This window comes from Flavobacterium sp. JP2137 (genome assembly GCF_050562195.1).
Taxonomy (GTDB): domain Bacteria; phylum Bacteroidota; class Bacteroidia; order Flavobacteriales; family Flavobacteriaceae; genus Flavobacterium.
The window spans coordinates 3,502,972-3,523,112 of record NZ_CP191647.1; the positions used below are offsets into that span (position 1 = coordinate 3,502,972).

Genomic DNA, 20,141 nt, shown 5'->3' on the forward strand with positions numbered 1-20,141 from the left:
TGCTGTCAGGCAACGAAATGAATAGAAAAAGCATTAAAATGGGAGTCTATTCAACAGCACAAAAGCAAGCGAAACAGGCTGTTTTTTAATCGACAAAAACCTGATTCGGAAAATTTTTTACACTCCTAACACGCTGGTTACACATACATTTTTATAAAAATATTTATTTTTTCGAAGCGGGTATTCAACAATATATCGCGAAACAGCACGCTTTACCCGAATGGTATTTACAGCGACAGGTCTCGTTCCACTTGTATTTGATTTAAAAAATAAGCATCGTGTGAAACCACCAAAAGAGTTCCGCGGTAATCCAGTATGGCTTGGGTTAAGATTTCCAGGTTCTGTATGTCCAAATTATTGGTCGGTTCGTCCAGTACAATCAAATCGGGTGGTCGAACACTCAAGGTCAGGGCACACAACATCAGTCGCATTTTTTCTCCACCGCTTAGCGCACTACAGGGTTTGCTCCAGGCTGCGTTCCCGAACAGAAAGCGGTTTAGGCGCATTTTAACTTGATGTTCCTCCCACAACCCGTCATTAAAAACCAAAGCCTGTTCGTATACACTCAGCGCATTGTCGATGAGCGAATAATCTTGGTCGATGTAAATCGCCTGCATATCGGCGCGAAACAAGCTGCCCGACAGCGGTTCAAGCGCTCCCAACATCAATTGGATTAAAGTGGTTTTTCCCGAACCGTTAGCTCCCTTAATCGCCCAGCGCTCGCCGCTCCGAATTTCAAAACTCAAAGGCGGATTCCACAGGGTCTCGGCGCCGTATTTAAAATTGATATTCTGGGCTTTGAGCAGGGTTTTGCCGCGGTGGAGGTCGGAATTGTCGAAATCGATTTTCATCTTAGCCACATCGGGCAATTCCCTGCGCAGCGCACTGAGCTCTTCCGCAAGGGCTTCGCGCTTTTCGCCATGTACCCCTTTTAGCTTAGAAGCGGTATTCTCCGCCTTGTTTTTAAGGGTTTTCATCATAATAGTGGCAATGCCGGCTTTTTCCTGCTTCTTTTTTCCGCGAGCGTCCAATTTCTGTTGGCGCTCTAGCGTATCGCGCTCTACGGCTTTCGCCTTGCGCAGGGCTTTTTCCCGATGATTGACATCCTGGATCATAGCCTCGCTTTCCACCTGCTTTTGGGCGAGGTAAAAATCGTAATTGCCGCCGTAAAATGCCATACCGCGTGAACTCAACTCGCAAACGCCGTGGATTTTATTTAGCAATACGCGGTCGTGACTCACCACTACCAGGGTGTCGCGCGTGGTTTCTATATAGTCGTAAAGCAGCACTCGACTTGGCGCATCTAAGTGGTTACTCGGCTCGTCTAGCAATGCGATTTGCGGTTGATGGATGCGTATACCCGCCAAGAACACCCGCGTTTTTTGACCGCCGCTCAAGCTGTCCATCTTTTGATGCAGGTCGACCTCGTGCAACTGCCAATGCTCCAGGGCTTCTTGGCTGCGCACTTCCACGTTCCAATCGTCGTCGAGTACGCGGAGGTTTTCTTCGCTAACCTCCCCCTTTAAAATGGCTTCTAGCGCATGGAGTTTATCGGCGATATGCAGGGCTTGTGCAACGGTGTCGCCATTGAATTGACCAAAGTGCTGTGGCACGTAATAAGGCTTTGAATCGGTGAATACGCGACCTTGTTGCGGCTGTATGTTGCCGGCAATCAGGTTTAAAAGGGTGGATTTCCCCACGCCGTTGTTGCCGACCAAACTGATTTTATCGTGCGCTTGCACATTAAAATGGAGACCCGAAAACAAAACGCTTTTATCGGAATGTAAATAAGTGATATCTTGGAGTACAATCATGATTTCTCTCTTAAAAAGAATGAATAATAACAGTAGCCAACGAGGTGGTTAGCGCTGTGTATTTTCCGAAAGAAATGATTTACAACATGAGGATGCATTTAAATTAGAGTACAAAGATACGGCAAAAAGGGGTAATACGCACAAAAAATAGCTCAATTCGCTCTAAATATGCTTTTGTGCCTTCTTTTTCCAAAAAAAGTCGATTTTTTGGGATAACTTCTATTCGAGGTGATGTTGTTAAAAACCAAGGCGACCAAAAAGAGTATGAGGGCTCCAGAGAGCACAGGCGACAACACATAATAATACCCCAAGCTCTTAACCACCCCAGTATCGGCAACGGCAATTAAGGCAGTTGCCCCTCCAGGAGGGTGAATGGTTTTGGTTATTTGCATGCCTACGATAGACAAGGCTACCGCCAAGGGTGCGGCGATATAAATCAGATCGGGAAAGATTTTGGCTACGGTTACGCCAATTACTGCCGACACCACATGTCCGCCAATCAGATTTCGCGGTTGTGCCAAAGGACTGTCGATAGCACCGTAAATCAAGACCGAAGACGCACCAAAAGACCCAATTAAGAAGACGTTTTCCAGTTGTGTAAACCAAAAACTCTGGATGTATGCGATGATGCCAATACCGACAAAAGCGCCGACAAAAGACCAAAAATGCTCTTTGGAATCAATCAGGGTTTCTTTATAAATTACGTATCGTGTAATTCGAGCCGTGCGTTTGATATTCTTTTTCATGATCGAGGCAAAACTTAAAAACACAAAGGTAATAGGAACGCCTTTCCCTTTGTGATATTTAACGTTAAAATACCGCACTTTTTTGACCGCACTTTGCCTATATAATTCAGTGTCGCGTCTGTGTGCATTTCTTAATCCGATAGATCAAGTGTCAACTGGTATTCAAACGATAAGGGCTGGAAAAAATCCAGCCCTTATCAAGTGATTAACCCCTGTTGCTTTTATAATTCTAAAACGATAAACTCGCTTCTTCTGTTTTGCTCGTGTTCCTCATCGGTACATTTGACTCCATTCACACAATGGTTCAGCAATTGGGTTTCCCCATATCCCTTACCGCTAATGCGACCTTTGTCGATACCTTGGTCCACCATCCACGCTATGGTCGATTTAGCTCTGCGATCGGATAATTTTAAGTTGTAAGCATCCTTCCCTCTACTGTCTGTATGGGAACGCACATCGATTTTCATCGTTGGGTATTCTCTCAATACTTCGACGACTTTGGCTAATTCTATAGCGGCATCGGGACGTATATTGGACTTGTCGAAGTCAAAATAAATCGGCTGTAGCTTTAATACTTTAAACAAATCGTCCCCTTTTTCTACTTTCACTCTGGTTTTCTCCAATCCAAAATCCACTTGGGTCACACCGCTTTGCAGCGGTAAATCCACGGATACTTCTGCGGTATTAAAGTCTTGAATTTCCGTATTTACCCGGTAACGAGTTCCACAAGTCAACGCCGGAAACTCATAATAGCCCTTCGCATCGGTAAGGGTTTCGGATAAAACTTTAAAGTGGCTATCGTACAAAACAACCTTGGCGCGATTCAATTTCGCTTGGCTCACTTTGTCGTAAACCACCCCCTGAATCTGTTGAATGCACTCCAAGGCGAGTTTTTTCGTTTCCAAAACGGCATAAATATCGTCTTTACCGTGTCCGTTTGTGCGGTTTGAAGTTAGGAAACCGCGGCGATTGGCCGTGTTGATGTAAAAGGCAAAATCGTCATAAGGACTGTTTGCGGGCGCACCGATATTGTGTACTTTGCCCAGCGAGCCATCGGCATTGATTTTACATACAAAAATATCCAAACCACCCAAACCCGGATGTCCATCAGAGGCAAAATACAATTCGCCGTCTTCACTGATAAACGGAAAGCTCTCTCTGCCGCCCGTATTGATTTCGCTTAAGTTTTGAGAAGCTCCTAAACTGCCATTCGTCAAAATGGCTGCCTTGTACAAATCGGATTGTCCCTGACCACCTGGGCGGTCGGACGCAAAATAAAGCCACGCACCATCTGTACTCAAGGCGGGATGGGCCGTACTAAAGTTGTCGCTATTGATACTCAATTCTTCCGCATCATCCCATTTTCCATCCACTAAATGCGAACGGTAAATTTTCAGTAGGGTTGTCTTTTTGCTGTCTTTTCCACGTCTGCCCTTGTTAAAGTTGTTTCGCGTAAAATACATCGTATTACCGTCGCTGCTAAACACCGGTGTCGACTCATTGAACTTGGTCTTGATCGGTTTGGCAAATCTCGAAACCGCACCAACACTGCCGTCTTCTAGCAACGGTGCTTGATACAAACTCGTAAAGGATTCGTTGGTCCAGGTGTGAATTCTCTTGGAGACACTACCGGTATCACGGGCAGAGGTAAAGATCAGATGCTGTTTGTAAATCGAACTTCCATAATCGGAATAAATCGAATTGATCGACAGATTATTCAATTCATAGCGGTTGGAATTCGCTTCTATCTGCTTTAAATAATCGGGGTTTTTATCGATTAATTTGGCGCGTTGATCGGCCTGATCTCTCGTGGCAAATTCCTTTAAATAGCGATCGGCCAGCTCGTAGTTTTTCGTCGCTTTTAATGTCTGCGCATAGCGGTAATAATACTCGGAAGGCAGGTCTTTAGTCCCTTCAAACAAGGCGGTATACCAGCGGTTTGCCGCGGTAAGTTCGCCATTAAAATAATAGGCATTTCCCAAGTGTTGAAACAATTCGGCACTGCGATGCCCTTTTTCAGCCACGTGTTCGTATATTTTGATGGCGTCGATATAGGCCAATTTATCGTATTGTTTATCGCCTTTCTCAGGCTTCTTCTCCTGTGCATACCCGCCCAAGGATACCAAAGCAATTGCGATAAAAAACAGTTTGAGGTAGATTTTTTTCATCTGTGTTCGGTGTTAGAAGAATCGCGGTGAGGTGATTCGGTTAAAGCGATTGATCAATTCGAATCGCAGAAATATCTCATGAGAACCCGAGTTATAATGGGCCAACTTGGTGGTTTCGGTATCGTAACTATAGCCGACGAATAAACCGTCGGTGATTTGGAACCCCACCAAGCCACTAAATGCGGCATCCCAACGATAAGCACCGCCGAGTACAAATTTGTCGATAAGCATAAAATTAGCGGTAATATCCACTTGTAAAGGGGCGCCAGACACGGCTTTGGCTATAAATGCCGGTTTGAATTTTAAATTGGGACTCAATTCAAACACATGTCCTCCAATGAGGTAGAAGTTCATGCGTTGTTTCATGGTTGCATAGACGTTATCGTCATAGCGGTCGGTTTCCAAAAAATTGGGCACAGAGAGTCCGACGTATGATTTATCCGAATGCAAATACAAACCCGCTCCAACATTGGGAGAAAACTGATTGCGAATGTTGTTTTCAAACATCACATCATTGGGGTTGTACAAATTTAACTTGCCGTAATCGACGTCTAATAGATTGGCTGCTCCCTTGACTCCGAACGACAATTTGTATTTTTCACCGAGGTCGATAGTATAGGACAGGTCGACCGCAATGGCATTCTCTTCCATGGCTCCCAAGCGGTCATTGGTCAGGGAGACGCCCAAACCCAGTTTGGAATCGCCCAAAGGGGTATTGACGGAAAAAGCTATCGTAGTAGGGGCGCCATCCAGACCCACCCACTGGGTGCGATGCAAACCAAATATGCTCATCACCCCCCGCGATCCCGCGTAGGCGGGATTGACATTGATGGTGTTGTACATATATTGTGTGTACTGCGGATCTTGCTGTGCGCGCGTCTCTACAAAACTGAGTAGCAACACCGCTGCTATAAAAACCCTTTGGATATTTTTAACTGCTTTCATCTGCTTTTACTTTTAATTTATATATAATTAAAGGGGTTAAAATTTTAATTCGACAAAACACTAGGCTTTTCTTCTCCAAACGGCCCTTCGATTAACACCTACTCAAAGAGCGGCAAAACAAACGAATAACAGCCATTTCTAACCGCACTCGCTTCCCTTGTTGCGCATCTGGCAAAAAACCATCCAATTAATCACATTTAGCGATTAAAACATCAATATAAACGAATTATTCACATTTTTAAGTTTTTAAAAAACCGCCTTTCTACGTTGCACAGCTAAAATTTAAGGTAGAAAAGCCGGATATTTTGAACTTACCGCAATGGATCTACTTCAAAATTACACTTTTTAGCAGCACAATAAACATTTTTAGAATTATTTTTTATAGCATTTCGGCAAGTACTCCGTTTTTATTGCGGTTTAAAACCCTTTTTATTTCCTAAATAATACAAATAAAACAGTAAAACACCACTTTATAGCCGTTTTTAATAATTAAACTCTTTTAAAACTCAGAAATAAAAAGATATGATAAAAATTGAGGGACTAAACTTTGTCTTTTGATTTTACGACAAAAAAAGGAGGAGTAAAAAAATTCTCATATTGAGAATAATATTCTAATCTAGTTCGTACGGTCATCACCATAAAAAATCAGGGGGTTATTTGGGAATCATCTTGTGCAAATCAACACAGCAGTGGGAATAAAAAAGTAGCTTAAAGAGCAGCAACCACCACTTCCGAAAATCGCGGGATCGGAGTTTTTTTTTGTTTTCATCTCAAATGAATTGCAATCAGCAATAAGGATATTTCCTATCTTAGCCCTTCAATAAAAGCCCTTCAAAACCCGAGTCGAGAAGCACTTAAACGACAGTACATCAATTTATGTATCACAAAAAAATAGGCACAACTCCATAAAAACCATATGCACAAAATAAATATAAAATTCATACTGTCCCTGTTTTTTATGATCGCAATGGCCCATTTTGCTTTTGCACAGCACAGGGAAATCCGCGAAACCACCGTGGATAGTTTGACTTTTGCCAGCAACCGAAGCCAATTAAACCGCCTGAATACCGATGCCTTTGCCAAAAAAACATTTACAACAGTAAACGCATCGATTCCCTATAGACTACTATCACCTAAGAGCCCTGTTACGGATCAAAAATATCCATTAGTGATTACGTTTCACAACTCTTCCCGAATGGGACGCGATAACGAAAACCAACTGGAACCGTTTGCAAAAATATGGTTGAGACCTGAAATTTACGAGAAATACCCCTGTTATGTAATGGCGCCGCAATTCAATAAGCGCTCTTCGACTTACGCGCGCAATAGCGATGGCATTAGCATTTCAAAACCCGCGGAAGAGGTTATTGCCCTATTGGAATTAATAGAAAATGTAACGAAAGAACACCCCAACATCGATACAAACCGGATCTACCTAATGGGTTATTCCATGGGAGGTTCAACAGCTCAAAATTTATTCAATATAGCACCCGACAAGTTTGCGGCTATGGTTACTGTTGCAGCGGTGCCCGATTTTTCAAATCTCAAAAAATTAAGTCGGAAAAACATTTGGCTCATACACGGCGAAAAAGATATCGACAATCCCTATGTCGGAAGCCTAGAACTGTACCACAAACTAGTCTCAAACAAAAATTTACGCTTTACAACTTTGAGCCATCTAAATCATCACAACATTGTCATCCCATTTTTGATCACGGAAGAGATTCCGAAATGGTTGTTTGCTAAACACCGATAAAAACAGAGGAGATCACGAGAAGTTTTTGGTATTAGGTTTAATTCGCCCATTCGCGAATTTGATTAGGCGAGCGTTGCGCAATACACAGCAGTATCCGCAGTATAACAGCACTCCCAATTCGCTTAAAAGACAAATTCTGATCTTGATTCAAAATCCTTTTTTTTGCAAAAGTGACTTCGGTTAAAAACAAAAAAGGCTGTCCTTTTGAGACAGCCTTTAAGTGGTGGGCGATGAGGGATTCGAACCCCCGACCCTCTCGGTGTAAACGAGATGCTCTGAACCAACTGAGCTAATCGCCCGAATTACCTTAAAAAGTATTCGGTTATAATTTTAACGAATAAAGTCGTTAAAAAGCATTCAATATGTGGGCGATGAGGGATTCGAACCCCCGACCCTCTCGGTGTAAACGAGATGCTCTGAACCAACTGAGCTAATCGCCCGAAGTACCCAAAAAGTATTTCGGTAAGTGTTGCCATAACAACCAACGTGGGTTGTTATCTTTTAAAGGTTGTGGGCGATGAGGGATTCGAACCCCCGACCCTCTCGGTGTAAACGAGATGCTCTGAACCAACTGAGCTAATCGCCCTTTAAAAGCGGTAATCCTTTACTTGATTACGGGTGCAAATATACAACTGTATTTGGATTCTGAAAGCTTTTATTGATTTTTTTTACAAAATTTCTGCTACGACAAAAGTACTGCCTCCGATATAAATCAGATCTTGGGGTTGGGCTTGTTCTACCGCGGATTTATAAGCCGCTGATACAGAAACACAAACCTCGCCCATCAGGCCAAAATCGGCGGCGTGCCTTGCCAATTCAGCGGCGGCCAAACCTCGAGGCACTTGGGGTTTGCAGAAAAAATATTTTGCATTTTTGGGAAACAACGGTAAAATACTCGCCAGATCCTTGTCGTCCACCACGCCTAAAACAAAGAATAATTCCCCTTGTTGCTCGTGCAAAACCTGATTTAAAACGATTTTTAAAGCATGGCTGTTGTGGGCGGTGTCGGCAATGACTTTCGGTTGCTGATTCAACAGCTGCCAGCGCCCTTCCAAATGGGTGTTGACCGCAGTGTTTAACAGGCCGTTTTTCTCGGCCTCGGCCGTTATTTCAAAATGGTCGCGCAGCAAAGCCACGGCTTGGCGCACCGTTTTGATGTTGTGCAACTGATACGGCCCTACCAAATCCGAGGTATGCGTATTGTCTTTCATCAAATCAGAGGCCCAATAAATCGGCGCATGAAGTTCCACAGCCCGCTTTAAAAACACCGGCTGCGTCTCTGCGTTATACTCTCCGATGACCACGGGTATACCCGCTTTGATAATCCCCGCCTTTTCAAAGGCTATCTCGGCCAAAGTATGGCCCAAAAAAGACGTGTGATCCATACCGATATTAGTGATTACCGACAGCAAAGGCGTAATGACATTGGTCGAATCCAATCGCCCTCCCATACCTACTTCAACCACCACTACATCGACCTTTTGCTGGCAAAAATACGTCAATGCCATACCGACGGTCATCTCGAAGAAACTCAAATCATTTGCTTCAAAAAAAGCTTTGTTTTCGGCGATAAAATCACAGACAAACGCCTCGGATATCTCCTGTCCGTCGATTCGGATGCGTTCGCGAAAATCCCGTAAATGCGGAGAGGTATACAGTCCCACGCGATATCCCGCCTCTTGCAAAACCGAGGCAATCATCGAAGAAGTAGACCCCTTTCCATTGGTGCCGGCCACGTGTATGGTTTTTAGCTGCCTTTCGGGATGGTCTAAATGCGCGATTAACTTTAGGGTATTGGTCAAATCTTTTTTATAGGCAGAGGCACCTTGCCGCTGATACATAGGGAGTTGAGAAAACATCCAATCTAGGGTTTCTTGATAGCTCATCGATCGCTTTATTTAATTATGCAGTATCACTGCGGTATCCTAAAATATTTTCTGATATTTCTTAGCATATTAAAATATAGAAAATTATCTTTATTGCAAAATTGAGACATTTTTCACAATAAACACAAGAACAACCTTATTTATGATGGTATTTTTTTTACAGGCTCAAAACGACACCTTAACCCAGGCAACTGGAGCGATGATCCAAGGGATTGCCGCTGAAAAAGAAATTTCAGTTTTGGACTTTATCTTAAAAGGTGGGGTATTTTTAATTCCCATTATTTTCTTATTAATCTATACGGTTTACGTGATTATTGAGCGGTATTTATACATTAAAAAGACCGCCAAATCCGACAACCACCTGATTCAAGATGTGCGTACCCACTTAAACTCTGGCAATCTCGAATTGGCAGTATCCGCTTCACAACGCGAAGGCACTGCTGCCGGACGCGTATTGCAAGAAGGGGTATTGACCATAGGGCGCCCGATTTCGGAAATCGAGTCCAATATGGAAAAAGTGGCCAATATCGAAATTGGACAGATGGAAAAGAAAATGGGACACTTAGGGCTTATTGCCGGTATTGCACCGACTTTGGGATTTGTGGGAACTATTTCGGGAGTTATTAAAATTTTCTATAGCATCTCGGTTACTGAAAACATCAGTATCGGAAACATCTCTGGGGGACTCTATGAAAAAATGATCAGTAGTGGTGCCGGATTAATCGTGGGGATTATAGCCTATGCGGGCTACCACTTGTTAAACGGTATGATTGACAATTTTTCACTGACCATTCAAAGAAATGTATTAGATTTTGTTAACATAATTCAACGTCCAAATGGCCATCAAAAGAAATAAACGATTCCAAGCAGAAGTAGCCACCTCCTCGTTGAGCGACATCATGTTCTTCTTGTTGTTGTTCTTCTTAATCATTTCCACCTTGGCCAATCCCAACGTGATTAAAATGACGCTGCCCAAAGCGGAATCCAACGAAAAAACCAATAAGCAATTGATTAGTTTGTCCGTTACCGAAGACAAAAAATTCTACCTCGACAAACAAGAGGTGGCCTTTGATGAACTCGAAGCGACCTTACTGACCAAAATAGGCCCCGAACAAGACCAAACGGTTGTCGTTCGCATTCCGTATAACCTACAAGTACAAGACCTCGTAGATGTCTTGCAAATCGGCGTTAGAAACAATTTGAAATTCGTTATCGCGACCAGCGGGAAATAAGTTTTTTTTGCTGATTCGCTGATTCGCTGATTCGCGTAAAGCATGTCGGTTTCCGAATTCAAAGCATAGATCATTTCTACTTCACCGTCTTTCAAGGCGAATAGGCGTATGTTCAAATAGAGATGACTAAAATTAATTGCGCAACTAGTTATAAAAAAAGCGAAAATCCTCACGGATTTTCGCTTTTTTTATTTCCTATATAATCGGTTTAATTCAGACTAAAATTGTAAATGATATTGCCAATTTGCTTGTCTGGTGCGTTGGCACTCGCTTCCCATTTGGTATTGAGCGCAGCAATCTTAGCTTGATCCAACAGGCATTTGGAGTTGTTTGTCGTTCCCTTAACTCCGGCAACTGCTGAAGTGGTTACGCCATTTTTATCCACGACTACCTCTACGACCACCTTACCCACCTCGTTACAGGTATATTTGGGTTGCGGTTTTACCAAGGCTTTTCTACCCCCTAAGGAATAGCCAAAACCTCCGCCAGATCCGCTACCAGAACCGCCGCCCGAGCCACTACCTGTTCCACTACCGCTACCCGTGCCGGATCCGGTGCCCGTACCGCCTCCGGTACCACCACCAGAACCTCCCGAACCGTAATAGCCATTAGATCCGATAGTGCCGTCGGATTTCCCTTTGTTTCCCGCTGTTTTATCATCCCCATCACCGCCTTTTTTCGAGCCGTTTAGCAAATTGGCCAAAGCATCATCGGTAGTTTTGGAAACCTTGGGCTTTTCGACCACGGGTTTTACCGCTACTATTTTCTTGATTTCCTCTTTGACTTTCGGTTTTTCCTTGGGCTCTCGCTTGGCAATGACCGCGGTTTCTTCTACCGCATGCTCTCGGGTAATAACAGCTTCTTCATCGGGAACCGCTAGGGCTTCTTTGACTTTTTGGTTGTCGGTTACTTGGAGTACTTCACTCCTGAAGTCCGCTCCCGATCCCACATCGCTGTCTCCAAAATTTACGGTCACTCCGCCGCCGCCGCCGCCGCCAGCAAAATTCTCTACGGCTATTGGAGAGATAAAACGAATGAAAAACAAAATCAAAAACAACAAAGTACAGATTACCAAGGTAATCCCCATTGATTTTTTTTCTTCGGATGTGAGCCTTAAATTCATAAAAGAGAGCTATAGTGTAATTACAACAAAAATACTGAAAATTAGTTTAGTATATACAACTAAAACTATACCAATTGTTTTAAGGCGATTTCGAAAGCCACTGAACTGATGTTTTTCTTAGAGCTGCTGCGATCGTATACCGCTTGCAAGGCTTTTTCGATGATGCTTGAAGCATCTTCAAAAATGGCTTCGTCGGTCATTTCAACCTTAGAGCTCATCAGGTAAGCAAACACACGAGCCATACCGCAGTTCGAGATAAAATCGGGTACTAAGCTGATTTGGCTGTCTACTTGTTCCATGATAGGACCAAAGAAAATTCCCTTATCTGCAAAAGGTACATTGGCTCCACAAGAAATCACTTCCAAGCCCGCAGCGATCATTTGATCGACCTGCTCTTTAGTCACCAATCTCGAAGCGGCACAAGGGGTAAATATCTCCGCACCTATACTCCAGATCTTGGCGTTAATCTCTTCAAAAGGAATCATGTTATCCGCGACTAAAGTATTTCCTTTTTTGTTTAAATACATCGCTTTAACCTCGTCAAAAGAGTAACCATTTTCATTGATTATTCCGCCGTCGCGATCGATGATACCCACGATTTTAGCACCCATTTTAGACAAGTAATAGGCCGCTGCCGACCCTACGTTTCCAAAACCCTGTACGATGACGCGTTTACCCGCTACATCTCCGCCAAATATATTGTAATAGTGGTATACCGCTTGAGCAACGCCAAACCCCGTGATTAAATCGGCCACTTTATAACGGCGACTTACCTCTGGCGAATACACTTCGCTTTCCACATCTTTGACAACGCCTTGACGCAATTGCCCCACTCTATTGATTTTCTCTGCTTCTGTCGGTTTGAAATGTCCGTTGAAAACCCCTTCTTGTGGGTGCCATAATCCGCAGTTTTCCGTCATGGGAATCACTTCGTGAATTTCGTCTACATTCATATCACCACCGGTGCCGTAGTAGTTTTTCAACAGTGGAAAAACCGCCTTAAACCACCTTTCCAAAACCCCGTGCTTTCTCGGATCGCTTGGATCGAAGTTGATTCCCGATTTCGCCCCACCGATTGCCGGTCCCGAAACAGAAAACTTCACTTCCATGGTTTTTGCCAAAGACAACACCTCATTTTTATCTAAACCTTTTCTCATACGAGTACCTCCGCCAGCTGCACCACCGCGCAAAGAATTGATCACGGCCCAGCCTTCTGCTTCCGTTTCTGAATCTTGCCAATGAAATACAATCTCTGGTTCTTTTTCCTCGAATTTCTTTAATAAATCTTTCATTTAAAAAACTTTATTTTTTGATTAGTCTGCACAAATATAACCCCAAAAGCGAGTACTTTCCAATCCAAAGTCACTAATAATTCCTTTTTATGGATGAAATATGCGTCCCGATGAATGATTTGTCGATGCGCCGGTGACACTGGCCAAAACATTGATTTGATTCTCGAGTTTTAACACGCCTAAAAGCGCAAAAACCAGGGCTTCTTTATAGTTGATTTGCTCGGCAGCGGGTATGACTACATCGAGTAGCGGCCTGTGAACGCGCAGTCGTTCGATCAAATAATCGTGATACACCCCGCCACCGGTGGCCAAGATCGAACGGCAGGATGCGGGAATGGCCTTGGCGATTTGCAGGGCGACGTGTTCGACAAAGGTACAAAGTCGGTCTTCTAGGGGTAAATTCGCCTGATCTATCATCGGCAAAAGCGTCGCATGGACCATCTCAATCCCCAGTGATTTGGGCGCTGGTAAATCGTAGAATTCCAATTGATTGAGCGCCGTGAGCAAAGGGACATCTATTTGCCCCTTTCGCGCCCTGGTTCCGCGGTCATCATAGGCCAAGCCGCAGCTATTGGCGTAGTGATTCAGCACGGTGTTGACCGCCACGATATCGAAAGCCAGGCGCTTGCCCGAGTCTGCGGTAAACGACAAATTGGCGAAGCCGCCCAAATTCAGGCAGCCGTCGTAATCGGCAAACAGCAGCAGGTCGCCCATGGGCACCAAAGGCGCGCCCTGACCGCCCAGCAGCACATCCTGCACCCTAAAGTCGCAAACCACTAGCTGTTGCGTTCCCCGAGCCAATTCGGGCAAATTGCCGATTTGCAGGGTATACCCCAATTCTGGTCTGTGGAAAACCGTATGTCCGTGAGAACAAATAGCATCGATACCCACCAATTGATTTCTGGCGATAAAGTCGTTAAACACCTCCACGAGCAATTGGGTGTATTCCACATTGAGGACAGCGACTTCCGATGAAGACATCAATACCGCCTCGCGAAGTCGCTGCTCCCACATTGGGGAATATGGAATGGTTTCGCCGCGTTTTATCTGTGCTTTCCACCCCTGCTCCTGGTATTGCAAATGGACATAACACAGGTCGATACCGTCTAAGGAGGTTCCCGACATCATGCCGATTACCTGGTAATTCATTTTATTCATAAAATAAGGTCGTTTATTACAATCCGCAGCAGTTGGTGATACACCCCCGAGTTTGTTTAGAACAATCGAGGCTCTAATTGCGATTTGGAAGGTTAAAATTAGCAATTCCTTTTGAAGATTTGATAATTATAAAGTATATTTGAATGCTTATAAAAGACACACAATAATACTTTCAATAAAAAACGAATTAAATGGATTTTAAATTATCAGAAGAGCATTTGATGATTCAGCAAGCTGCGCGTGATTTTGCTCAAACAGAATTGCAACCAGGGGTTATCGAAAGAGATGAAAATCAAATCTTTCCGACTGAACAAGTTAAGAAAATGGGGGAACTGGGTTTCCTAGGAATGATGGTTGACCCGAAATACGGGGGTAGCGGATTGGACAGTGTTGCTTATATTTTGGCGATGGAAGAAATTGCTAAAGTAGATGCTTCTGCCGCTGTAGTGATGTCGGTAAACAACTCTTTAGTTTGTGCTGGACTTGAAAAATATTGTAATGAAGAACAAAAGCAAAAGTATTTAACGCCTTTGGCTTCTGGTCAAGTGATTGGTGCTTTTTGCTTGTCGGAGCCCGAAGCAGGATCCGATGCCACCTCACAAAAGACTACAGCTGTAGATATGGGTGACCACTACATCTTAAACGGTACAAAAAACTGGATTACCAACGGAAGTACCGCTTCGACTTATATCGTAATAGCGCATACACATCCAGAGAAAAAACACAAGGGAATCAATGCTTTTATCGTTGAAAAAGGATGGGCAGGATTTGAGATTGGAGCCAAAGAGCAAAAAATGGGCATCCGCGGTTCGGATACGCATTCTTTGATGTTTACAGATGTAAGAGTTCCCAAGGAAAACCGCATCGGCGAAGACGGATTCGGTTTTGCTTTTGCGATGAACGTTTTAAACGGCGGTCGTATAGGAATTGCTTCTCAAGCATTGGGGATTGCACAAGGGGCTTATGAATTGTCTCTAAAATATGCCAAAGAGCGCAAAGCTTTCGGCACGGAGATCATCAACCACCAAGCAATCGCCTTCAAATTGGCCGATATGGCTACCCAAATTTCTGCAGCGAGAATGCTATGCTTTAAAGCGGCTTACGAAAAAGACAATGGCGAAGACATTTCGATTTCGGGAGCTATGGCCAAGTTATTCGCTTCGCAAACTGCAATGGACACCGCTGTGGAAGCCGTACAAATTCACGGTGGAAACGGTTACGTTAGAGAATACCACGTAGAGCGCATGATGCGCGATGCTAAAATCACGCAAATCTACGAGGGAACTTCGGAGATTCAGAAAATTGTCATTTCAAGAGGGATTTCCAAATAAGATTTCTCCTTTTATATCCTCCTTTAGGCCGCTACTTACCCGTAGCGGCCTTTTTTATGCGCCATCGAACGCGATCAGGTTCCTGCTAAATTGCAGCCACTACCCTCTTATTGTGCGCTGTAATTTTGCCGGTTTTCCAAAATCTCGGCCGCTGATTATTGGAACAAGTCGATCTGGTGGTCGTCAACGGCAACAAACATTTTCTCCAAGGAGTGGTCGGATTGTTTTGCGGCATACGAGTCCGTATCGCCATAGGAAAAATTGGAAAAAAAGTTCGGATTTGCTGCGCATACTACAAAGAGAAGTCCGTAGTGTGTGACGCTATTTACAGGAATACGATACGCCAAGGGATACGAATAAAAACAAAAAACTGGGCCGTGTCAAATCACGTAACACGGCCCAGTTCAAAAAACAAAAAAATCACTCTATAACCACTTGACTCTTTTTAAGCCCTTTATTAAGGTCTTAATACTATATTTTTTAGCGTTTACCGCTTTTTACAATCTCTTATTAAAATTACAAGTTACCGGAAGCAGTTCTTATCGAAATCGATTCCAAGCCCTTTACTCAGACTGTACCACTACTTCTCGCGACCCCCTCTTTTCCCTTGTAATTGTTTGACAAAAATAAAACCTATTGCCGGCTTTATGATTTAAATAATTTTCTAAAATCAACATTAAAAGGTTTTTTATCCCCTCGTCACTATTTCCACGGTTTTAAGTCATCTGTCTTTATCAACCAAAACACCCTAACACACAGGTATACAAAGCACTAAAACCATCCATCACGAGATCAAAGAAAAAACATTTAACTTATTTCCTATAAATCTAGTTTTTTAAAAAACACGCTGATAAAAATAAATTAATTTTATTAAAAACAAACAATACCGCCTTATTTTCAACATAAAACCTTATAAAAAACACTACCAAACCTTCTTTTAATACAAAATTTTAACATCATTAACTAATAATAATCAAAAATAAATTTCGTTATTTTACGTAAAGAGGGTTATCCCCAAAAATTATGTTTAACCTAAAAATCGTATTATGGAACCTCCTATTTCAAACACCCTATTCAAATTCGTCAGCCTGCGCAGTCCTCAACCACTTAGCCGTAAGAAACTGCTTTTTGTTCAGATACCCGACATAAGCTTTAAACAACACCTCCAATAAAGTGATAAAAAACCTACAAGAGTTGTTACTTTCATTGGAAAAAATCGCCGGCTAGCTCACCAAAAAAGGAGAGGAAATGTATTTGGAACTACAAAAAACGCGACTCCAGTGACTTTACCCGTAACTCCAATTATGGCGAAATCAAAGCTCGGATGCACATGGAAACCCACCAATTTAGAATAGGAAACCAAAAAGGAGAATTAAAATACATCGCAACCAAAAGAGTCCAAGATTTGGACGACCCTATTCGAAAGGGCATCGAAGCCATTTTTGAATTTTCAAATCCACCCCCCAAATACATCATCGCCGAGGTCAAGACCAATACTAAGGGTCGAAAAAGTTGGTTTCCGCAACTCAGTCGAAAAAAAACGGCTAGTGGAGATAGTCAAATGACTAAAAAATGGATTGATCATTATCTACGAGAATTTTTAAGCCCAGAAACGTATGAGGACATACTAGAAAAGAGCTACGAAAGTATTTTAATAGGTATTTCTAAAGAAAATCCAATAATAATAAAATCCCTCGACAAAAATGCCCGTATCATACCCGACAAACTCACTCAAATCAATTAATTATGGAAAATTTTAGACAATTCATCAAAGATGAAGAAGGAATTATTAAACATTTAAATGAAGGTATAGCCATTAAAAGGGTGGGGCCTGAAAGAATTCCGACTATTAGGCTGGCGATTTTTAAAAGCGCGCTTAACAAAACCGTCGCACATTATTCGGTAGGAGACTCCAAAGCGATCATCACTCAAAGCCTTTTGGACGCCATTACCGCCTTTGAAGAGGGTTTTGTATGGGAGGGTTTTGCCCACAGCTATGCCATGTACGACCAGATGGTTTGGATGTTGGCTCTCGGAATTTTGTGCGAGATTTCCGACGGGAATTTTAAACGCATCACGACCGTTATTCAGCGCGATGCCGCCAACGACCTCTTGCTGACTGCCTTGGTCCAATACCGACAGCCCGATTTTACAGCGGGACAGGGCTATATACAAAAGACTCCCTATTCCCACCTCGATCCCTTGGTACGTCAGGTGGACAAGAGTACCGCCTTTATCCAATACTATCTCGACAAAAAATGGTATCACGGCCATCGCGATGTTTATTGGCACGATTGTCATAAAAACAAGGAGGTCAATACTTATTTCGGCTACTGGGCTTGGGAGGTGGCGGCTTTGGTCAAAATTCTTCAAATCGACGATACCGCCTTACAAGATCAAAAATACTATCCGTATAGCGCCCTGCACTGGTAGGTTTTTCATCAAAAGTCAAATCAATTAATTATGGAAAATTTCAGAGAATATATTAAAAACAACCAAGAAACCATAGATTTCCTTAATGAAGCTATAACCATTAAAAAGGTTGTACCTGAAAGAATACCAAATATTAGGCTGGCCATTTTTACCAGCGCGCTTAACAAAACCGTCGCACATTATTCGGTAGGAGACTCCAAAGCGATCATCACTCAAAGCCTTTTGGATGCCATTACCGCCTTTGAAGAGGGTTTTGTATGGAGAGGGTTTGCCCACAGTTATGCCATGTACGACCAGATGGTTTGGATGTTGGCCCTCGGAATTTTGTGCGAGATCTCCGACGGGAATTTTAAACGCATCACGACCGTTATTCAGCGCGATGCCGCCAACGACCTCTTGCTGACTGCTCTGATCCAATACCGACAGCCCGATTTTACAGCGGGACAGGGCTATATACAAAAGACCCCCTATTCCCACCTCGATCCCTTGGTACGCCAGGTAGACAAGAGTACCGCCTTTATCCAATACTATCTCGACAAAAAATGGTATCACGGTCATCGCGATGCCCCTTGGCACGATTGCCATAAAATCACTGAATTAAATGTGTTTTTCGGCTACTGGGCCTGGGAGGTGGCGGCTTTGGTCAAAATATTTCAGATCGACGATACCGCCTTACAAAACCAAAAATACTATCCGTATAGCGCCCTGCACTGGTAGGTTTTTCACCAAAAGTCAAATCAATTAATTATGGAAAATTTCAGAGAATATATTAAAAACAACCAAGAAACCATAGATTTCCTTAATGAAGCTATAACCATTAAAAAGGTTGTACCTGAAAGAATACCAAATATTAGGCTGGCCATTTTTACAAGCGCGCTTAACAAAACCGTCGCACATTATTCGGTAGGAGACTCCAAAGCAATCATCTCTCAAAGCCTTTTGGATGCCATTACCGCCTTTGAAGAGGGTTTTGTATGGAGAGGGTTTGCTCACAGTTATGCCAAATACGACCAGATGGTTTGGATGTTGGCCCTCGGAATTTTGTGCGAGATCTCCGACGGGGATTTTAAACGCATCACGACCGTTATTCAGCGCGATGCCGCCAACGACCTCTTGCTGACTGCTCTGATCCAATACCGACAGCCCGATTTTACAGCGGGACAGGGTTATATACAAAAGACTCCCTATTCCCACCTCGATCCCTTGGTACGCCAGGTAGACAAGAGTACCGCCTTTATCCAATACTATCTCGACAAAAAATGGTATCAGGGTCATCGCGATGCCCCTTGGCACGATTGCCATAAAATCACTGAATTAAATGTGTTTTTCGGCTACTGGGCCTGGGAGGTGGCGGCTTTGGTCAAAATATTTCAGATCGACGATACCGCCTTACAAGATCAAAAATACTATCCGTATAGCGCCCTGCACTGGTAGGTTTTTCATCAAAAGTCAAATCAATTAATTATGGAAAATTTCAGACAATACATCAAAGAAGGAGAAGGAATTATTAAACATTTAAATGAAGCTATAGCCATTAAAAGGGTGGATCCTGAAAGAATTCCAAATGTTAGGCTGGCCATTTTTAAAAGCGCGCTTAACAAAACCGTCGCACATTATTCGGTAGGAGACTCCAAAGCGATTATCACTCAAAGCCTTTTGGATGCCATTACCGCCTTTGAAGAGGGTTTTATTTGGGAGGGTTTTGCCCACAGCTATGCCATGTACGACCAGATGGTTTGGATGTTGGCTCTCGGAATTTTGTGCGAGATTTCCGACGGGAATTTTAAACGCATCACGACCGTTATTCAGCGCGATGCCGCCAACGACCTCTTGCTGACTGCTCTGATCCAATACCGACAGCCCGATTTTACAGCAGGACAGGGCTATATACAAAAGACTCCCTATTCCCACCTCGATCCCTTGGTACGCCAGGTGGACAAGAGTACCGCCTTTATCCAATACTATCTCGACAAAAAATGGTATCAGGGCCATCGCGATGTTTATTGGCACGATTGTCATAAAAACAAAGAGGTCAATACTTATTTCGGCTACTGGGCTTGGGAGGTGGCGGCTTTGGTCAAAATATTTCAGATCGACGATACCGTCTTACAAGACCAAAAATTCTATCCGTATAGCGCCCTGCATTGGAATTCTATCGAAGAGAAACCGATTTAGCTGCCTTACGAATAAACAGGCTGCCACAGAAAACCTAATGTGGTCTTTACAGCGCTTGGTGCAAGAACTCCGCTTGTTTGCA

General features: G+C 43.3%; 17 protein-coding genes and 3 tRNA genes. 9 read left to right on the forward strand and 11 right to left on the reverse strand.

The window, feature by feature from the left end; all coding sequences use genetic code 11:
• Positions 1–227 precede the first annotated feature (227 nt).
• From ACQZ43_RS15505 to ACQZ43_RS15520, 4 genes are all read right to left on the reverse strand, one after another.
• On the reverse strand, positions 228–1,814 hold the full coding sequence (locus tag ACQZ43_RS15505; RefSeq protein WP_430613601.1) for an ABC-F family ATP-binding cassette domain-containing protein: 1,587 nt from the start codon (positions 1,812–1,814) through the stop codon (positions 228–230).
• Positions 1,815–1,966: 152 nt separating this feature from the next.
• On the reverse strand, positions 1,967–2,560 hold the full coding sequence (locus ACQZ43_RS15510) for an HPP family protein (protein WP_430613602.1): 594 nt from the start codon (positions 2,558–2,560) through the stop codon (positions 1,967–1,969).
• A gap of 221 nt (positions 2,561–2,781) precedes the next feature.
• Positions 2,782–4,728 carry an OmpA family protein gene (locus tag ACQZ43_RS15515; protein ID WP_430613603.1) on the reverse strand — a complete coding sequence of 649 codons (1,947 nt, stop codon included), beginning with the start codon at positions 4,726–4,728 and terminating at the stop codon, positions 2,782–2,784.
• 12 nt (positions 4,729–4,740) lie between these two features.
• Positions 4,741–5,673 (reverse strand): PorP/SprF family type IX secretion system membrane protein, encoded by a 933-nt coding sequence (locus ACQZ43_RS15520; protein ID WP_430613604.1) that lies wholly within the window; start codon positions 5,671–5,673, stop codon positions 4,741–4,743.
• Positions 5,674–6,631: 958 nt separating this feature from the next.
• On the opposite strand from ACQZ43_RS15520, the gene ACQZ43_RS15525 reads away from it, so the two are divergent.
• The gene (locus ACQZ43_RS15525; protein WP_430613605.1) at positions 6,632–7,429 is read left to right on the forward strand and encodes a prolyl oligopeptidase family serine peptidase; all 798 of its coding nucleotides are present in this window, start codon (positions 6,632–6,634) and stop codon (positions 7,427–7,429) included.
• Between the two features lie 221 nt (positions 7,430–7,650).
• On the opposite strand, the gene ACQZ43_RS15530 is transcribed toward ACQZ43_RS15525, so the two are convergent.
• The 4 genes from ACQZ43_RS15530 to ACQZ43_RS15545 all read right to left on the reverse strand — a co-directional run bounded on the left by ACQZ43_RS15530 (position 7,651) and on the right by ACQZ43_RS15545 (position 9,315).
• A tRNA-Val gene (locus tag ACQZ43_RS15530) sits at positions 7,651–7,728 on the reverse strand.
• Positions 7,729–7,794: 66 nt separating this feature from the next.
• Positions 7,795–7,869: transfer RNA gene (locus ACQZ43_RS15535), tRNA-Val, on the reverse strand.
• Between the two features lie 71 nt (positions 7,870–7,940).
• A tRNA-Val gene (locus tag ACQZ43_RS15540) sits at positions 7,941–8,015 on the reverse strand.
• Positions 8,016–8,097: 82 nt separating this feature from the next.
• Positions 8,098–9,315 (reverse strand): bifunctional folylpolyglutamate synthase/dihydrofolate synthase, encoded by a 1,218-nt coding sequence (locus tag ACQZ43_RS15545; RefSeq protein WP_430613606.1) that lies wholly within the window; start codon positions 9,313–9,315, stop codon positions 8,098–8,100.
• A 145-nt stretch (positions 9,316–9,460) separates the two neighbouring features.
• Between ACQZ43_RS15545 and ACQZ43_RS15550 the strand changes: the two genes are divergently transcribed.
• On the forward strand, positions 9,461–10,171 hold the full coding sequence (locus tag ACQZ43_RS15550) for a MotA/TolQ/ExbB proton channel family protein (protein ID WP_430615710.1): 711 nt from the start codon (positions 9,461–9,463) through the stop codon (positions 10,169–10,171).
• The gene (locus tag ACQZ43_RS15555; RefSeq protein ID WP_430613607.1) at positions 10,152–10,547 is read left to right on the forward strand and encodes an ExbD/TolR family protein; all 396 of its coding nucleotides are present in this window, start codon (positions 10,152–10,154) and stop codon (positions 10,545–10,547) included. Before ACQZ43_RS15550 ends, ACQZ43_RS15555 begins: the two co-directional genes overlap by 20 nt.
• A gap of 208 nt (positions 10,548–10,755) precedes the next feature.
• Here the strand turns inward: ACQZ43_RS15555 and ACQZ43_RS15560 are convergent, their stop codons facing one another.
• The 3 genes from ACQZ43_RS15560 to ACQZ43_RS15570 all read right to left on the reverse strand — a co-directional run bounded on the left by ACQZ43_RS15560 (position 10,756) and on the right by ACQZ43_RS15570 (position 14,120).
• A complete protein-coding gene (locus ACQZ43_RS15560; protein WP_430613608.1) occupies positions 10,756–11,670 on the reverse strand; it encodes an energy transducer TonB in 915 nt (304 codons plus the stop codon).
• A 65-nt stretch (positions 11,671–11,735) separates the two neighbouring features.
• Positions 11,736–12,962, reverse strand: coding sequence for a Glu/Leu/Phe/Val dehydrogenase dimerization domain-containing protein (locus ACQZ43_RS15565; protein ID WP_430613609.1), 1,227 nt, complete (start codon positions 12,960–12,962; stop codon positions 11,736–11,738).
• Positions 12,963–13,049: 87 nt separating this feature from the next.
• Entirely contained in the window at positions 13,050–14,120 is a 1,071-nt protein-coding gene (locus ACQZ43_RS15570) for an anhydro-N-acetylmuramic acid kinase (protein ID WP_430613610.1), read from the reverse strand.
• A 191-nt stretch (positions 14,121–14,311) separates the two neighbouring features.
• On the opposite strand from ACQZ43_RS15570, the gene ACQZ43_RS15575 reads away from it, so the two are divergent.
• The 6 genes from ACQZ43_RS15575 (at position 14,312) to ACQZ43_RS15600 (ending at position 20,059) form a co-directional block, all read left to right on the forward strand.
• Positions 14,312–15,451, forward strand: a complete 1,140-nt coding sequence (locus ACQZ43_RS15575; protein WP_430613611.1) for an acyl-CoA dehydrogenase — start codon at positions 14,312–14,314, stop codon at positions 15,449–15,451.
• 1,330 nt (positions 15,452–16,781) lie between these two features.
• The gene (locus ACQZ43_RS15580; protein WP_430613612.1) at positions 16,782–17,195 is read left to right on the forward strand and encodes a hypothetical protein; all 414 of its coding nucleotides are present in this window, start codon (positions 16,782–16,784) and stop codon (positions 17,193–17,195) included.
• A 2-nt stretch (positions 17,196–17,197) separates the two neighbouring features.
• Positions 17,198–17,884, forward strand: a complete 687-nt coding sequence (locus tag ACQZ43_RS15585; RefSeq protein ID WP_430613613.1) for a PoNe immunity protein domain-containing protein — start codon at positions 17,198–17,200, stop codon at positions 17,882–17,884.
• Between the two features lie 30 nt (positions 17,885–17,914).
• A complete protein-coding gene (locus tag ACQZ43_RS15590) occupies positions 17,915–18,601 on the forward strand; it encodes a PoNe immunity protein domain-containing protein (protein WP_430613614.1) in 687 nt (228 codons plus the stop codon).
• Between the two features lie 30 nt (positions 18,602–18,631).
• On the forward strand, positions 18,632–19,318 hold the full coding sequence (locus ACQZ43_RS15595) for a PoNe immunity protein domain-containing protein (protein WP_430613615.1): 687 nt from the start codon (positions 18,632–18,634) through the stop codon (positions 19,316–19,318).
• A 30-nt stretch (positions 19,319–19,348) separates the two neighbouring features.
• Positions 19,349–20,059: a PoNe immunity protein domain-containing protein gene (locus ACQZ43_RS15600; RefSeq protein WP_430613616.1), complete on the forward strand. Its 711-nt coding sequence runs from the start codon at positions 19,349–19,351 to the stop codon at positions 20,057–20,059.
• Positions 20,060–20,141 lie beyond the last annotated feature (82 nt).

What these genes read in the sequence shown, in the direction of transcription:
- ACQZ43_RS15580 (WP_430613612.1), top strand. Translation starts at nt 16,782, where the DNA reads ATGGAAACCCACCAATTTAGAATAGGAAACCAAAAAGGAGAATTAAAA.
- ACQZ43_RS15595 (WP_430613615.1), top strand. Translation starts at nt 18,632, where the DNA reads ATGGAAAATTTCAGAGAATATATTAAAAACAACCAAGAAACCATAGAT.
- ACQZ43_RS15545 (WP_430613606.1), bottom strand. Translation starts at nt 9,315, where the DNA reads ATGAGCTATCAAGAAACCCTAGATTGGATGTTTTCTCAACTCCCTATG.
- ACQZ43_RS15575 (WP_430613611.1), top strand. Translation starts at nt 14,312, where the DNA reads ATGGATTTTAAATTATCAGAAGAGCATTTGATGATTCAGCAAGCTGCG.
- ACQZ43_RS15505 (WP_430613601.1), bottom strand. Translation starts at nt 1,814, where the DNA reads ATGATTGTACTCCAAGATATCACTTATTTACATTCCGATAAAAGCGTT.
- ACQZ43_RS15520 (WP_430613604.1), bottom strand. Translation starts at nt 5,673, where the DNA reads ATGAAAGCAGTTAAAAATATCCAAAGGGTTTTTATAGCAGCGGTGTTG.
- ACQZ43_RS15560 (WP_430613608.1), bottom strand. Translation starts at nt 11,670, where the DNA reads ATGAATTTAAGGCTCACATCCGAAGAAAAAAAATCAATGGGGATTACC.
- ACQZ43_RS15525 (WP_430613605.1), top strand. Translation starts at nt 6,632, where the DNA reads ATGATCGCAATGGCCCATTTTGCTTTTGCACAGCACAGGGAAATCCGC.
- ACQZ43_RS15510 (WP_430613602.1), bottom strand. Translation starts at nt 2,560, where the DNA reads ATGAAAAAGAATATCAAACGCACGGCTCGAATTACACGATACGTAATT.
- ACQZ43_RS15600 (WP_430613616.1), top strand. Translation starts at nt 19,349, where the DNA reads ATGGAAAATTTCAGACAATACATCAAAGAAGGAGAAGGAATTATTAAA.
- ACQZ43_RS15570 (WP_430613610.1), bottom strand. Translation starts at nt 14,120, where the DNA reads ATGAATAAAATGAATTACCAGGTAATCGGCATGATGTCGGGAACCTCC.
- ACQZ43_RS15555 (WP_430613607.1), top strand. Translation starts at nt 10,152, where the DNA reads ATGGCCATCAAAAGAAATAAACGATTCCAAGCAGAAGTAGCCACCTCC.
- ACQZ43_RS15565 (WP_430613609.1), bottom strand. Translation starts at nt 12,962, where the DNA reads ATGAAAGATTTATTAAAGAAATTCGAGGAAAAAGAACCAGAGATTGTA.
- ACQZ43_RS15585 (WP_430613613.1), top strand. Translation starts at nt 17,198, where the DNA reads ATGGAAAATTTTAGACAATTCATCAAAGATGAAGAAGGAATTATTAAA.
- ACQZ43_RS15590 (WP_430613614.1), top strand. Translation starts at nt 17,915, where the DNA reads ATGGAAAATTTCAGAGAATATATTAAAAACAACCAAGAAACCATAGAT.
- ACQZ43_RS15550 (WP_430615710.1), top strand. Translation starts at nt 9,461, where the DNA reads ATGGTATTTTTTTTACAGGCTCAAAACGACACCTTAACCCAGGCAACT.
- ACQZ43_RS15515 (WP_430613603.1), bottom strand. Translation starts at nt 4,728, where the DNA reads ATGAAAAAAATCTACCTCAAACTGTTTTTTATCGCAATTGCTTTGGTA.